The 15399-nt window shown below is 31.8% G+C and carries 13 protein-coding genes and 1 tRNA gene; 3 read left to right on the forward strand and 11 right to left on the reverse strand.

Annotated elements, in window-relative coordinates:
* Both ACQGQ5_RS08405 and rpsU read right to left on the reverse strand, forming a co-directional pair.
* The coding region (locus ACQGQ5_RS08405) for a YqeG family HAD IIIA-type phosphatase (RefSeq protein WP_455736080.1) at positions 1–430 on the reverse strand (430 nt) is incomplete at its 3' end.
* Between the two features lie 85 nt (positions 431–515).
* Entirely contained in the window at positions 516–692 is a 177-nt protein-coding gene (gene rpsU / locus ACQGQ5_RS08410) for a 30S ribosomal protein S21 (protein ID WP_009060718.1), read from the reverse strand.
* Between the two features lie 200 nt (positions 693–892).
* Between rpsU and ACQGQ5_RS08415 the strand changes: the two genes are divergently transcribed.
* Positions 893–968 (forward strand) — tRNA-Trp (locus tag ACQGQ5_RS08415).
* Positions 969–1201: 233 nt separating this feature from the next.
* Complete coding sequence (locus tag ACQGQ5_RS08420) at positions 1202–2413, forward strand: tyrosine-type recombinase/integrase (RefSeq protein WP_455736081.1); 1212 nt, start codon at positions 1202–1204, stop codon at positions 2411–2413.
* A gap of 3 nt (positions 2414–2416) precedes the next feature.
* On the opposite strand, the gene ACQGQ5_RS08425 is transcribed toward ACQGQ5_RS08420, so the two are convergent.
* Positions 2417–2590 carry a helix-turn-helix domain-containing protein gene (locus ACQGQ5_RS08425; protein ID WP_455736082.1) on the reverse strand — a complete coding sequence of 58 codons (174 nt, stop codon included), beginning with the start codon at positions 2588–2590 and terminating at the stop codon, positions 2417–2419.
* Between the two features lie 146 nt (positions 2591–2736).
* Between ACQGQ5_RS08425 and ACQGQ5_RS08430 the strand changes: the two genes are divergently transcribed.
* Complete coding sequence (locus ACQGQ5_RS08430) at positions 2737–2976, forward strand: hypothetical protein (protein ID WP_455736083.1); 240 nt, start codon at positions 2737–2739, stop codon at positions 2974–2976.
* 54 nt (positions 2977–3030) lie between these two features.
* Here the strand turns inward: ACQGQ5_RS08430 and ACQGQ5_RS08435 are convergent, their stop codons facing one another.
* The 8 genes from ACQGQ5_RS08435 to ACQGQ5_RS08470 all read right to left on the reverse strand — a co-directional run bounded on the left by ACQGQ5_RS08435 (position 3031) and on the right by ACQGQ5_RS08470 (position 15344).
* Positions 3031–4407: an Ig-like domain-containing protein gene (locus ACQGQ5_RS08435; RefSeq protein WP_455736084.1), complete on the reverse strand. Its 1377-nt coding sequence runs from the start codon at positions 4405–4407 to the stop codon at positions 3031–3033.
* 19 nt (positions 4408–4426) lie between these two features.
* Positions 4427–4819, reverse strand: coding sequence for a hypothetical protein (locus tag ACQGQ5_RS08440; RefSeq protein ID WP_455736085.1), 393 nt, complete (start codon positions 4817–4819; stop codon positions 4427–4429).
* 2 nt (positions 4820–4821) lie between these two features.
* On the reverse strand, positions 4822–5115 hold the full coding sequence (locus ACQGQ5_RS08445) for a hypothetical protein (protein ID WP_455736086.1): 294 nt from the start codon (positions 5113–5115) through the stop codon (positions 4822–4824).
* A gap of 922 nt (positions 5116–6037) precedes the next feature.
* Complete coding sequence (locus ACQGQ5_RS08450; protein WP_455736087.1) at positions 6038–7447, reverse strand: phage portal protein; 1410 nt, start codon at positions 7445–7447, stop codon at positions 6038–6040.
* 24 nt (positions 7448–7471) lie between these two features.
* Positions 7472–7690, reverse strand: coding sequence for a hypothetical protein (locus tag ACQGQ5_RS08455; RefSeq protein WP_455736088.1), 219 nt, complete (start codon positions 7688–7690; stop codon positions 7472–7474).
* Positions 7677–9278 carry a hypothetical protein gene (locus ACQGQ5_RS08460; RefSeq protein WP_455736089.1) on the reverse strand — a complete coding sequence of 534 codons (1602 nt, stop codon included), beginning with the start codon at positions 9276–9278 and terminating at the stop codon, positions 7677–7679. The genes ACQGQ5_RS08455 and ACQGQ5_RS08460 overlap by 14 nt, the downstream gene beginning before the upstream one ends.
* An 80-nt stretch (positions 9279–9358) precedes the next feature.
* A complete protein-coding gene (locus ACQGQ5_RS08465) occupies positions 9359–9637 on the reverse strand; it encodes a hypothetical protein (RefSeq protein ID WP_455736090.1) in 279 nt (92 codons plus the stop codon).
* A gap of 16 nt (positions 9638–9653) precedes the next feature.
* The gene (locus ACQGQ5_RS08470; protein WP_455736091.1) at positions 9654–15344 is read right to left on the reverse strand and encodes a phage tail tape measure protein; all 5691 of its coding nucleotides are present in this window, start codon (positions 15342–15344) and stop codon (positions 9654–9656) included.
* Between the last annotated feature and the right edge of the window lie 55 nt (positions 15345–15399).

A 15399-nucleotide genomic window follows, 5' to 3' on the forward strand; every position in this document is an offset into this window, starting at 1 on the left:
ATGAATTTTCCTTGCCCGCAGGAACGAGCAGAATCGATTTCATAAACGACAAATTGGAGCCGACTATATCCGTAAAGACCTGATCCCCAACCGCGACCACTTCGCTGCGCTTGACTCCCATTTTACGGATGGCGCGGAAATAGCCCAGGGGGATCGGCTTTAACGAAAGGGACAAAAAAGGAAGATCGTATTTCGCCGCAAACGGTTCAACCCGTTTTTTAGAATTGTTTGACAGAATGATAATGCTGATACCGCTTTCGCGCATGTGGCGCGTCCACTCTACGGTACCCTCGAAAGGAGTCGGAGAATCATGGACAGCCAGGGTGTTGTCCACATCGAGGATCAGGGCCCGGGCGTGCATGGCACGAATCAGTTCCGGAGTAATATCCGTAACCTTGTCCACAGCAACAGTAGGCAGAAACAATGCCAATAACCATACCTCCGTTTCGGAGAAAATAAAATCAGGCTAAAAAAGCGGGCAATCAAGCCCGCTTTTCCGAATCATTTTTGTACTGTCACTTAAACTTGCGTTTGCGGGCTGCTTCGGACTTCTTCTTACGCTTAACAGAAGGCTTTTCATAAGCTTCTCTCTTACGAACCTCAGCAATAACCCCGGCTCTTGCGCACTGTTTCTTAAACCTTCTCAGAGCACTGTCCAAGGACTCATTGTCTTTAATTCTAATTTCAGCCATTTATCTTTTCCCTCCCATCCGCCATACGGCAGGGGTATTAGTAAGTCATATTACATAAAAACAATTATACATAACGCGCCGGAATATGTCAAGCCCAATGTGCTAACTTTGCGTAAGTTCGACTGAGTTGTGAAATTTGTATTGACAGGAAAAACAGAAAATGATAAGATAGTATCCGCAGTCTGAAAAGGGAATCATATAGGGGTATAGCTCAGTTGGTAGAGCAGTGGTCTCCAAAACCACGTGCCGAGGGTTCAAGTCCTTCTGCCCCTGCCATGCAAAACGTCTTGAAAAGTCAGCAGGAATGCGGCTTTCAGGGCGTTTTTTGTTTTGTTTGTATGGTACTTATATTTCTTATAATACATTAATTTCCCTACTTTTCCCTACTTCTTACTAAGTCGTTTCGCGCATAAGGTGTAATTAAGGTGTGTTAAGATATTGATAATAAGGTGTATTCGTTATATAATAGTCACGTAATTCAATTTTAATTGATAGGACGTGATTTTTTTATGTCTAAAAAAGCGGAAGAAATTGAAGATGAAGTTCCAGAAAAGAAAGTTGTGCATCGAAATACCAAAGGAGAGGGAAGTATTTTTCAAAGAAAAGATGGTAATTGGTGCGCTAAAATACAATTAGGAACTAATGAACAAGGAAAACCAATCATAAAAACGTTTTATGGTGCAAAGCAAAAAATAGTTCGCGATAAACTGAAAGCATATAAAGAATTAATTAAAGGTGCATCAGATGACCAGACAAATGAAGTAACCGTTGACAGTTATGTTGTTAATTGGTTGACTACTGTAAAATCCATTCAATTAAAACCATCTTCTTATGATAGGCTTGAAGCAACTATTAACCAAAATATTATACCTTATATTGGTTATCATCAGTTGTCACAATTAACACCAGAGCAGATACAAGAGGAATTGATTAATAAGATGATAGATAAGGACTATTCTTATTCTTCTATCAAAAAAGCATACAATGCAATCAACGCTTGTTATAAATATGCTTTGTCTGTTCGCAAATTAACCTATAATCCTGTTTCCGCTGTCACCTTGCCGTCTACCCATATGTTTGAAAAAAAGACTATAAGATGGTTTAATGACGATGAAATCAAACGTTTTAAAGAGCAATGTATTTTCAAATACAAAAACGGCATTTTTCGTTATCCTTTAGGATATGCAATGATCTTCATCATGAATACTGGATTAAGATTAGGTGAAGCACTTGCTATTCAATGGTGTAATGTTGATTTTGCAGAGAAACGATTATCTGTAGATAGTAATGTTGTTATGGCTGTTGACCGTAAAAGCGAGACAAAGAAAAGAGTACAGATAAATCAAGACTTCTTAAAAACAAAATCCAGTAAGCGTATAATACCATTGAATAAAACCGCTATTAATGCACTTGAAGAAATCAAGAAAATACGTTATTTCGGTGAAGATAGTTATATCTTTTGTACTGAAGAAGGAAAACAAAATAAGGTTAGAAACTTTTGCAGGACATATGAATCTATTTTAAAACGTGCTGATATAGAATCATGTGGAATTCACACATTGCGGCACACATTCGCATCAAAGTTATTTGCAAAGAATGTAGATATAAAAAAAATATCTGCATTGTTAGGGCATTCAGATGTGTCTATCACATATAACACATATATTCATCTAATCAACGAACAAAAAGCACAGGCAGTAGAGTTAATTGATGAAATATAATTGTTATTTTGCAAAAGTGCATTTCCTTGTTTGATTGTTCATCCATTCTACAAAGTTTTCTTTTAATATGTAGTACCTTCCACCCCATTGCATTGATGGAAAATCTTTTCGTTTAATTAATTCATATGCTTTATTCTTTCCGCATTGGAAGTAGTCCATTAATTCCTGTACTGTCATAAGTTCAGGAAGTTCAGTTTTTGTTTGATTGTTCGTATTTATAATAAATCACCTTTCTAATATATATAGTATAAATCTATTTACAAATGTTCAATAATAATATAAACTGGAAATTGGAATAAATTAACTTTTAAGGAGTTGATACTATGCCCCGTGGAGCATCTAAAACAGACGAGCAAAAACTACAGGCATTAGATGACCAGATTTCTGAAATGGAATCCAGAAAAGCTAAAATTGATGAAAAGATTGCTGAACTAAATGAACAAAAGCAAGCTATTATTGATGAGCAGGAAAAGAAAAAGCTTGTTGAACTTCAAAATCTAATAAATAAAATAGGAAAAACACCAGAAGAAATCATTAATATTTTGAAATCAAGTTCTAAATAATTATTTCTATAAAAAAGACAGTGGTTACGCAATGTAGTCACTGTCTTTTTATAATTATAATAAGCTTATTATTTTTATTGCTAATGTTGCTGAACAGGTATGATTTGAATCTTCAAGTTTCAAATTTACATATTGACCAATCATAGTTGATTTGTTACCTGCCGCAATTGAGATTGTATTTACTACACCATTCGGATTAATAGTAGTTGTTATATATGATTCATATCCAGTAGGTGGTGTTACTGTCCATGCGGCTGTTTGATCTGTTAGTTCAGTTGTACCAATCCAAAAATGAGCAGTATAAGGTTTAGCTGAACCTCCTGCCTTTATTTCTGAAGAAGTTTTATATGAAATAGTGCAAGTCATAGTTTGAGCCTGTGTTACGGTTATAACTTTTGTTTGTGTAACATTATATTGTACCCATGTAGCTGTGAAGGTTACACTTCCTGCTTTTAAGAATGTTATTATACCTGTACTGTTAATTGTAGCAATTGTGGAATCAGATGAAACCCATGTAATAGTAGCTGTAGAATCTACTACCCCATCTTTATATGCTGTTGCTGTCAATGTTGGTGTATCAGCAGTAGTATAAGTATCATTTCCAGTAATAGTTAATGTAGCGTTAATGGGTTTTGAAATAGTTACATTTTTGTAACTTGTTATATTTTGACTTTTCCATGTCGCTATAATATTTACATTACCTTCAGCAAGGAATGTAACAGAACCATTATTATCTACTGTTGCTAAACTAGAATTACTGGTTGACCATATAAGATCAGCATTATTAATTTGCATCTCTCCCCATTTTGCAACCGCTGTAAATTGAGATTTTTGACCAGAATAATATATATCACTTGTTCCGCTACCACTAACTGTAACAGTTAAAGTATTAGAAGCTGGTATAGATTCTACTTTACTATAAATGTAATAGATACTATTCTTGCTAATAATCTGATTGATTTTCCAATAATTTCCCATAGCATAAAAATCGGTAGCAATATTAAAGGCTTTTGAAATATCATTAATTTCTGTTATCATTTCAAAGTTGCCACTTTCTACTGAAATTATATTATTACTCTCAAATAGTGCATCCTGAACATCATAGCAATATACTGGTAACAATGTTTGCTTATTGCTCTCGAATATAGTCATAAGAGAATTAGTTTCAAATAAATCAGACTTGTTATAAACATCATTTTCCGCTGTTTCCTGATTCAAGGTGAGAAAATGCTTATTATTATAAGTCAATAACTGTCCTGCATGAATTCCACAACCAGTAGGATAGAAGATTGTTATCTTGTCTTGTAATTGGTTTGTATCGCTATTACGCTTAAATATGACAGTATATGGCGTGTTATCTGAATAAGATGTAATTACCTTACCTTCACGTTTAAGAGCATTCTGAAAGATTTTATACGCTGAATTATACACTTTATCACCTCTTTTATTTTTAGTCCATAAATACAGGCATAAATTTAGATGTAGTTGTATTTGTACTATCTGTTGTAGTATCAGGAATTGAAGCAATTTTAAGATCAAGAGCATTCAATCTCTTTTGTAATCCGTCATATGCTTCACTCTGCGTTTCAAATTCAGATGTATGAGAACGAAATATTTCTATATTGTTTAGAAATGTACTCAATACATCTGAAACAGTCTGCAATAACTGTCTTTTCATTGTTTTATAATCATAGATACTTGAATCTGCCAAACCGTTTTCAGCCAAACGCATTATATATTCATCATCAAGCATATAATTTTTATCTGAACTGGTGTATCTATCAGAATCACCTAATTCCATTTTAAGACGTTGTAAAACTGTAAAAGTATTTGTTTCTGCCATTTTTAACATTCTCCTTTGCAAAGTTTATACCCCTTTGGGGTTAGATGTGCCGTTATGGAAGTGTATTCACTGTCTTTATCTTTATGTGCCTGAATTAGTTTGTGATCTAAAAGATAATGTGTAGATTCAATTAAGAAATCAGGCATTGCAGATAGATTCATGGTAAAACACAATGTTTCTTTTGATTCTGGATGATTCTGTTTGTATGTCATCACATTATTGTAGAAATTCTTTAAAATTCCTATAGCATTTGTGCGAATTATATTTTGATAAGTTAGTTCTATATACTCATTCATTGGTGTTCTCTTCTCCTATGGTAAGTTTAAAATTTATTGTAGAAAAAAAACGGTATTAGCTATAAAACATTTTTTTGAAACAGGGGGTTCAGCATGAATTATTGCCGCTGTCCGATTCATAAATGTGAATACTATTTTTCTATTATGACAATTAATATAAATGTCTTTATACTATAATTGAATTTCAAGAACAGCAAGCCTTTTCTGTTGGAAGATGATTCTATTTTGATGTGATTGGAATGTATAAAGAATGTATATTGTAATTATAATAATGATTCTTGTATTGGTCATTATTACAAACATTATTTCAAATAAAGAATATATAAGCCTTGTATATATGAATAACTATGCAAATATCATGAATATTATAATGACTATACATATTGCACAACGTGATTCAATTATTAACATAATTAGTTAGTAACAATAAACAAACCTAATTATCCAAAACTATTATTTTGTATAATTAGCATCTGCTAACACACTGTTTGGACTACTTTCCCGCCAATGCCCACCCATATCTATATATGTATATTTATCAGTTGATTATGTATAAATGTATATTATCAATCCTCTAATGTGTGATACTCGTTATCATGATTAGAGGATTAATTTTATACATTATCTTGTTTTCAATACTACATTATATGATGGTTTCATGTACGATATAGTTATGAAAGAATAGCATTGACCTATGCAAGTCTGCAAAGCATACATATTTACTATGCTTTAGTGTGTTAAAGCGTCCCCTTCTTCAACTTTCATGGAAAAAACAAAACATCAGATATATCCCACATTTTTATAATTGTTTACATATCCATTTACAAATAGTAACAACTCTGTAATATTCTATGTTTACATTATATTACACTCACTCAAATAACTACATCATTACCCAATATCAAGAACAGAAACCATATAATCATTCTGTTACATTCTTATTATTACTTACAGTATTATTCTTGTTATCTACATTATTACTTTCTGTATTATAATCTGAATTACTATTATCCTGACTGTTATTATTTACTGTATTCTGTAACGCTAATTCTTCTGCCTGTTCAGCCTTAATACGTTCCATTTCAAGTGAACTATCAGTTATATATGGTGACTTCTCCATAAGCGTCTTACGGCTAATAGCACCCATATCACGCATAGTCTTCAACCCATCAATAAGATCAGTTGTATTAACTGTCTTATTCAAAGCAAAACTACAATCCATTGTATCAAAATCATCATCAGATATTTTATTACCCTGTAATTCTAATAGCTTTCTAATGTATTCCCAGCGTTTATAGAACCCTGCTTTTAATGCCTGTATAGTAGACCCTGCAACATCATCAGTTTGATTATAAAGATACCCTAAACTCACTTCACTAACGTTTGATACATTGCTCTGACCAACCATAGAAGCAGGAATACCACCAATAGCATATAACTGTTGCAGTAAAGTCTTTATCTCAAATTCTACAGTTTCTTTATCTACCTGTGCAGTTGCCCATTCAAATTTATCTGTAAAACCAATATTCATGAATGTGCCAACCATGCTTTGAGTATCTTTAATTGTATCATCAGGCGCAATTGGTGTACCACACATAACACCAAGAGGATTCAATGATAGTTTAGTTACTGCATCATCTGTCTTAGATATTTGTGCTTCAATACGATCTACAATATTAATTAGACCACGAATAAAAGAATCTCCAAAGAACTGATATTCTGTTTTATTAAGCATTGCATAATGAATTGGTAAACCTGTCAAGTTAATCTTTTCATCTATCATAATATCATCTTGAAAAGTCTTTACCGTATCAGGCAGATAAACAATATCATATGTATGTGAGAATTCATTATCTACCCAATGATCTACAAAAGCATAGTAATTATGAAATTCGTCATACAATGGATAAGCTGAATTATTTAGAATCCGTTTACTTTTAATAATATTATCTGATTTATCCAAATACACATATTCAAATGCATTACCATAAGAATATAAATCACTGGCAACTTCATAATCCATTGCAGGATATAAACCTTTTCTATAAACCTTATTAATTAATTTAGTAAGTTGATCATTCTGACACGTTACACTAACTGGATTCTTTACAAGATAACCAGTATGGAAAGTAACAAATGCTTTGAGTAAATCAAATACAATCTTTGCAGTTGTATATTGTTCGCCTTTCCACTTAATATCAGGTCTACCTAATATCTTATGTCTTCCCAATAAATAGTTATCAATATTTACTGAATCATCTATATGTTTCCGTTGCTCCATAGTATTAATTTCATTCTTAAACCATAACGGATTATTAAAATCTATATTCATTATATTACCTTCCTTATTATTGAATTAATGTGTAAGACCATTACAATGTAGAATAGCTGAATTACGATTGTTCATACTTCTATTTTTATCAGTCAATACAGCCTGTGCATAATCAATCATTTCATCAAATGTTGTTGGCTTTTCTCTAAACCATGTACTATATTTAAACCATTTCCCTTTATATTTATTAACATGAACTGCTGTGATTTCTTTAGTAATATTGTTTTTATCATTTGTTTCCATTCTTTATACGTTCCTTCCATCCTGTTCTATATTGCCATGTTCTACCCTGTAAGGCTAAACTCATAGATAAAATTGCATCATCGTGATACCCTTCCATTGCACCCATTTTGCCATCTTTAACAACAAATACTTGCATTTCATTCAATAGATAATCTGAATTAATAACCATTTGATTACGACTAAACAATTCATTGAAATTATCAATCATAATGGGTTTAGTTTTAGGATTAGTATCAAAACCAACTTTAGGTGTACCCTTGCCGTTTGCATCATATTCCATGTGAAAATACATATTCTGATAACCACAATCATGATATAATTTATCCAATAGATAATGACCAGTAGAAGCCTTTTCGATAATCAACATTCCTCGATTAAAATAAATTCCTAGATATAAAACGATGTCTGCAAAGTCATATGATTTAACTTTGTTACTTTTAAACTCTGCTACTTGCCTATCGTTTTTATCAATTATTTCAACTACACTATAATCTCGCTTACCACCTAATCCCTCAGAACAATCTACTCCTAACCAGAATTTTTCATTTGGTTTAGGCAGTTCCCATATAGTCAACTCCTTATTGAAATATGGAACTAAAATAGAAGGTAAATTATTAGGTTTGTTTTTAATTGGTTTCATTATCTTATCAGCATTCAAATGTTGTTGAACTTTTTCTTTATCGAATAGACTATCACCAGTAGTTAATACTGCTTCAAGGCTTGTAGCTGGAAACTCTTGTTTAAACAAAGATAATCCCTTTTCAATTCTCGTTAATCTCGCCCACATAGCTTGTTTTAGTGTCATACCTTTCTTATATAAGTTCAATTCATATGGTGTTAATTCTTCTTTAGTTAGATATTTTCCATATTGTTGTTTATACTGATCAATTGCCTTTTCATAGAACCCCTCAAACATTTGATGATCTTCGTACCAAGGAAAGAAAAATGCTTTAAAAATAGAACTACCATCATTTCTTTCTGCCGCAAAATACATATTAGAAAAAGTATTTACACCTTTTGCAGTTGATTCAATAACTAACTCTGCATTTGATGTCAATGCGCTTGTAATAGCCGCTAAATGGTTTCTAGCTACATTATCATCTTGCATCATTCCAAACTCTGAAATATGGCAGAACTGCAATGTTGTTGATCTTCCTGCGTTCCCTTTAGGACCCAAAGTCTGACAAGTAATTTGAGAACCATTTTCAAATCTCAATTTTGTTTTACTGTTATTGATAAGTTTAGGCTTAATATTAGGGTTCATATATTCATATAGTTGTTTTAGTTTGTCAAAAATAGAATCTCTGTCGGCATCACTATCAGCCGCCATAAGACAATGATAATTAGAATGTGTACACGCTAAAAATAAAGAATTTGCTGCAATAACAGAACTCATCCCAATTTGTCTTGATTTCATGATTATATTTCGTTTGCCTTTATGCTCCATATAATCTCTTTGTTCTGAATTAAGTTTAAATGGAACAATAGCTCCATTTTTATCACAAATATTCATAAAGTGTTCAATATAATAAATAGGATGGGTTCTAAGATAATTTTTTCTTTTTTGTAATATTTCTTCTTGTGTCAAATAATTCACTTCCTATATATAAAACAAGTCCTTGCAATTCAAAAAAGAAAAGCAAGGACTATAATTATTAAATTATATACTTATATTTTAGATTTTACTTTACCTAAAATAAAAGCGTAATTAAGATCACCACATGGTTCAATAATCTTTACAGAATCATTAACTGAATATAATTGATTATTAATAGATGAAAGTTTACAATCTGTTCCATTAACTCTTACTTTATACCAACTATTACCCAAATCTTCCATAATTGTTCCTGATATAATTCTTGTAACCTGTGTCGCTACATATTTCTTTACATATGTACTAATGGCATACCACATTGATTCTATAATTTTCGACATACTTCTATTCATTTTAAGCACCTTCTTATCATTTTATATTTTTTGCAGAAAAATACAGTGGCAAATTTTCAAGTGCATTTCCAATAGTATTAATATCACTTTGTACATTAGGAAATTCAACTTTATCTATATGATAACTATTATGATTTGTCTGTTGACTTATATTTCTATTGGTTATATTACTTGATGTAGTTGTAACTAATCCTTGCCTTAAAGTATCCAATTGAGGATTATAAACGTTACTTAACATCTTTAGATTTTCAGTTTGTGCGGCTGTGAATATGTTAGTACCTTCATCCATTAAAGTGTATTTTCCACCACCAGTAGGGGCAAACTTCGCTTCATAACCCTGTTCATCAGTTTGCACCCAACCACCAATTGAATAATTAGTCCCTGAAGCATACTTAACTGTATTTCCGTTTTTCTTTAATTGTTTATTATATTCATAATACCTATAGTTTGCATTCTCACGATTTTCTTCAGCGTTAGCATACGCTTTTGCCATATTATTTAAAGCAGTAGTAACACCATTATAAGAAGCTACAAGTAAATTATTTTGAGCCTGAATTTCTGGAACAAATGTCTGTAAATTTTTAATTTGGGTCTGATAATTTGTAGTTTGACTATCAGTAGAATCATTTAATGCATTAGTTTCTTCTTCATACTGTGTTTTAGTTTTAGATGTATGAGTTTTGAATACTCTATCAACATTATCTATTACTTTAGTTATTTGAGATTGAATTTTACTCCAAGTAGCATTACTTGTTCCCTCTAATTCTTTCAAGGAAGATTCAAGTTGAGACTTCATATTATTTTCTTCAGACTGAATCTGATTCTTTTGTTGAGTTAATTTTTCAATTTCTTCTTCACGTTGAGCATCAGCTAAAGCTTGTTTCTTCTCTGTGATAGTATCCTGATCTGTAGTATATACGAACCCCTTGCCTTCCTCAAATACAGAAACCGTTTTTTGGTTCTGTGCTTCTTCCCAAGCCGCTTTTGCTTTCTCAACTGCTAATGCTTTAGATTCAGCATCTGACTGACTATTAATAGCATCAATCTGATCTTGAATAGCTTTTATTCTATAGCCATAAGACCCCTCAATGCTCTCATCTGATAAATCAGATTCTAATTGTTGGATATAAGAAACTTCAGAACTATATATCTTTTCCTGCAAAGATTGACGTTGTTCAAGGGTAAGATTTAATGATTTCTCTAATGATTGTAATTTACGAATATATTCAAGCGAATCACCTTGTAATTTGCCAATATTAACAAGGTGATCTACAGCATTTATTTGATTCTCATTATAAGTTTGTGTTTCAGAATTTAGTTCTTCCTGAACTTGAATTTCTTTTGCTTTTTGATCTAATTCATTTAAACCAAGATTTTTAATATTCTCTTTTATTTGTTTAAGCTTATTAATTGATTCTATACTTCCGTTTTGGATAGTACCTAAACTTTCTTGTGTCTTTAGATCATCAAGATCATTTTCTACACTTTGCTTTTTATTTTCATAAATCTTTTGTGTAATCTCTTGTCTATGCTTTTCATCATTAATCAAAGCCATTAAAGGATTGGTAGTTAGATTACTATAAATCTCTTGTAAATTTTTAAGTTCTTCTTTAGAACCAGATTTTACTTCACCTAAACTTTCTCTATACGACAATTCACTTATTGAATCATCATAATTTCCTTGCTCATAATTTTTTAATGCTTCACGTGTTTTTTTATCCAAATCACTTAAAACATCGCTATCAATATTCTTATTTTTCGCATACTTTATTTTAAGTTTTACAAGAGCATTATAATAATCATATTTAGACTTATATAGTCCTTCATCTTCACTATTTTCTATCTTCTTTAATTCTGAATCATATACATCTTTTACAGCTTGCTTTGCTTTTTCTGCTTCTTGCTTAGCTTTATTTGCCGCCGTTTCTGCGGATTTTGCTGCGGATTTATCTGCCTTTTGTTGCTTAATATCAGCAGTTGGCGAACCTACTTTTAATTTATTAATTGTATCAATTTCAGATTTTGCACTTGCTATAGCTGCTTTTATTTTTGCTTGTGCATCAGCACTTAAACTATCAGTATTTGAAGCAGGAATTCCCTTAAAAGCATCTTTGACAGCACTATATCCACCTGCTAAAACTTGTGCTCCGATTGCGGCATTACGCATGGTTTCATCCATAGATGATATTTGACCTTTAGCCGTATCTGTTGCATTCCCTGCTTCAGCAGTTTTAGTTTTAACATCATCTTGCATAATGCCATATATTTGACTTGCTAAAGTTGATTGCACTGTAGCGGTCATTTGTGCTTTAATCTTATCTGCATTATCCTGCATGGACTGTGTATTTAATACCAGTTTACCGTTTACAATATCAACACATTTTAAAAGTTCATTATTGTTAGCTGTTAATTTCTCCAACATATCAGCGGAAACATAACCGACCTGATTATATGTATCCTGTATGGATTGCAAATCTGTAATTTTAGTATTTAAATCACTATACTTTTTAGATAATTCATCTAATGTCATGGTTGTATCAGAATTACTCTGTTCTACTGTATTAGCATAATTTGAATAATTATCAGCTAATGTCGTTAGCAAAACAGATAATTCAGGATATTTTTGTTCCAAATCTGTAATTTTGGAAACCTGATCTTTAAGTGCCTTATTATAATCTTCTGCTGAAATCTTTCCATTTGCAAGTTTGTTTTTTAAATCACTAATAGCATCAGTAGGAATTTTATTTGAAATCTGTGCAAATGCTTGCCCAATTTTATATGCTTCGTTTTCTATATCTCCTGCGGTTGCTTTTGGATTGTTCTGAACAAATTTTTGAATCTGTTTATTAAAAGCATCTAATCCATTAGATTGATTGATTTTATCAAACCAAGATGAATTTTGAGATAATGAAGACCATGCATCTGCAATAGCGATTACTTTTTGATAATCTGTTGTTAGCGAATTGGAAGAGGTAGAAAGTAAATTTACAATATTAGTAATATTTGTTTTCTGCTCATCTGTTAAACCATTTTGAAGTTTAACCTTAGTTATAATAACATCTTGCTGACTTACTAATTTGTTTAATTCAGTTGAATTTCCTTTTAAGATTTCATCATAGCTAATACCAAAAGTTTTTAATTCATCACTAAACTTTGTTTGTGATATATTTTTAAAAACATCAGCGGAAGAATCATTAGAACCAGAATTAGCTGAATCAGCCAACGCTTTCGCATATTCTTTACTACTTACTATAGACTTACCAAATTCAGTAGAAAGTTCCTGTAAATGCTGTTTAACTTCGTCTGTGTGCTGTCCTACTTCATCTTCTGCGCCGGTTATAACCTTATCAGCACTATTTAAATATGTCTGTTTTTGAATTTCAAGTTGCTGTTGTTCATAAGTAATCGCACTTTGTAACGCATTATTTTTATTAACAATAGCGTTACCTTCATCATCCCAACCTTTTATTAATGAAGGTTGAATATCTACAATTTGTTTAACAATCTCATGATAGCGTTTATATTGATCTGTCGATAACCCAACGTTTTTACCATTATCATCTACACCTTTAGATAACTTAGAGAATTCTGATTGTAAACTCTGTAAAGAAGAAATATTAGAATTAATTGACGAAACAGAAGAACTATAATTTGTTGTTAATTCTGAAGCCGCAGCAATTTCATCTTTCTGTTTATTTACAAGATTTTCAATTTGAGTAGCTACAAATCCTATAGCCGCACTGACAGCAAACATTATACCAACATTCATTGCCACATTAAGAGCAGTAGCTGACACGGCGGCGATCTTTGAACTTGCGCTTTGAGCTTGAATAGCAGCATTAGCTTCTTTTGTAACTTTTGTATATCCTGCTACTGTTGCCTGTCCACCTTCATATGTTTTAACATAATTTTTGAACGAAGGGTCAGTACAAGTTTGCATAAATTTACTAACGTTCTGTGTTCCATTTTTTGTTTCATTATTAAACTTTGTTACCCATTTATCTGCATCATCAAGCTTAAGTTGTTTTAATGCTTGATTAATTTTATTTGTTGAATTAGAAAAATTGCCAAAAATGCTATCAAAGTTTAATTGACCGTTTTCTCCTACTTTAAAATTGATAGGATTTAACAGTCCAGCATCTTTTTTAAAAATACTAAGAACCGATGTTATAGAACTAAGAAGGACTGGTGTAGTTCCCAATGATTTATTCAATCCATCAATAGCATTAACTCCAGAACTTCCCAAATCTACAAACCATTTTACTGCATCACTGTCTACAACAGTTTCAGATAAACCTTGAAAACTAGCAGTAAATTGTTTAGTTTTTGCATCAATTGAAGACATCCATTTGTCTTGTTCACGTTGTGCACTACCATTAGAATTTAGCGAAGTATTTAAAGCCTTTTCAGCTTGTGCCATGTTTTCAATTAAAGCAGAAACTTGATTACCACGCTGTTTTCCTGCTATAATCTGTAACAAAGAAGCCTTACTTGTATCACTCAAAGTGTCATATACTTTAGAAATCTCACTCATAATTGCATAAGTAGATTTAAAAGTATTATTGTTTTCCATAATATCTACGCCAGTAAGACCTTGTATCTCTTTTCTTAAAGTAGAAGTGCTTTCGGCTAATCCGTCTGTACTTTCTCCCATTGTCTCTAAGTCGGTTTTTGCACCACGAAGTCTCATTGACAGAACTTTTATAGCATTTCCTGCTTCACTTGCATCTTGTGTAATTTCAGTTGTGCCTGTTAGAAGTGCCAAAGATTGATCTATGCTATTTCCTGCGGTTGCCAGAGCAGAAGCAGAATTTTTAAGACCTGTTCCCAAGTCAGCAGAACTAACCGCAAAGTTATTTCCAATCTCATTAAACTTGTCAATTATAGATTGTGCATGATCTGCTTGAACATCAAAAGCTTTCATTGCCGAAACAATGTCTTTTGTGGACGTTTCAATATCAACGTCACCGACATTCTTATACATTGTTGCAATTTGCGCTAATTTATTTGCATCAGGTAATCCATAACCTAATCTTGCAAAATCAGCAGTTGAATTAACAAGATCACTAATAGAAGACCCTAAATTCTTTGCTTGTGTTGCGGCATTGGTAAGAAATTGTGAATATGTTGAATTGCTTTCATCTGAAACTTTTTTCAAATTGGTCATAGCAGTATCTATATCAACAATTTGATGATACATTTGCCTACCAACTGCAATAGCGGCAGTTAATACTCCAACACCACTAAAGGCAGTTAAAAACCTTTTAACACCATTCTCTAAATTAGCAAACCAACTTTGCCCCTCAATACCTAAACTTTTTACTTCTCCCTTCATTGCCGTGATTTGAGAAGTTACAACCTTATAACTATTTTGTGCAGACGGTAAATCATTTGTATTTATAATGTTTTGTAATTCTGTACGGATTTGTTTCAGTTGTGGGGCAAATTTTTCTGCCGCTTTTGTATTACTATTAAAATATTTATCAAGACTACCCAATGAACCTGTAGCTTTATTTTTAATAATATCTAATTGAGCAGATAAATCCTTAACTGCTTTTTTTACCTTTTCAGTCGATTCAGTATTAGTATTTACGTTTAGTTCTAACGGTTTAATATTTTGCGAAATTGTTTTTAAATCTTGATTAATCTTAGCTACTGTTTTTTGTAAATCTAATTCTGCTATAATTTCAATTTTATCATCAGCCATTAATAATATCACTCCTTAATTTTTTATAAAATTAAAAAGAATGATATTATTAACA

The sequence above is a fragment of the Caproiciproducens sp. genome (assembly GCF_053840905.1).

What these genes read in the sequence shown, in the direction of transcription:
- rpsU (WP_009060718.1), bottom strand. Translation starts at nt 692, where the DNA reads ATGGCTGAAATTAGAATTAAAGACAATGAGTCCTTGGACAGTGCTCTG.
- ACQGQ5_RS08420 (WP_455736081.1), top strand. Translation starts at nt 1,202, where the DNA reads ATGTCTAAAAAAGCGGAAGAAATTGAAGATGAAGTTCCAGAAAAGAAA.
- ACQGQ5_RS08425 (WP_455736082.1), bottom strand. Translation starts at nt 2,590, where the DNA reads ATGACAGTACAGGAATTAATGGACTACTTCCAATGCGGAAAGAATAAA.
- ACQGQ5_RS08430 (WP_455736083.1), top strand. Translation starts at nt 2,737, where the DNA reads ATGCCCCGTGGAGCATCTAAAACAGACGAGCAAAAACTACAGGCATTA.
- ACQGQ5_RS08440 (WP_455736085.1), bottom strand. Translation starts at nt 4,819, where the DNA reads ATGGCAGAAACAAATACTTTTACAGTTTTACAACGTCTTAAAATGGAA.
- ACQGQ5_RS08445 (WP_455736086.1), bottom strand. Translation starts at nt 5,115, where the DNA reads ATGAATGAGTATATAGAACTAACTTATCAAAATATAATTCGCACAAAT.
- ACQGQ5_RS08450 (WP_455736087.1), bottom strand. Translation starts at nt 7,447, where the DNA reads ATGAATATAGATTTTAATAATCCGTTATGGTTTAAGAATGAAATTAAT.
- ACQGQ5_RS08455 (WP_455736088.1), bottom strand. Translation starts at nt 7,690, where the DNA reads ATGGAAACAAATGATAAAAACAATATTACTAAAGAAATCACAGCAGTT.
- ACQGQ5_RS08465 (WP_455736090.1), bottom strand. Translation starts at nt 9,637, where the DNA reads ATGAATAGAAGTATGTCGAAAATTATAGAATCAATGTGGTATGCCATT.
- ACQGQ5_RS08470 (WP_455736091.1), bottom strand. Translation starts at nt 15,344, where the DNA reads ATGGCTGATGATAAAATTGAAATTATAGCAGAATTAGATTTACAAAAA.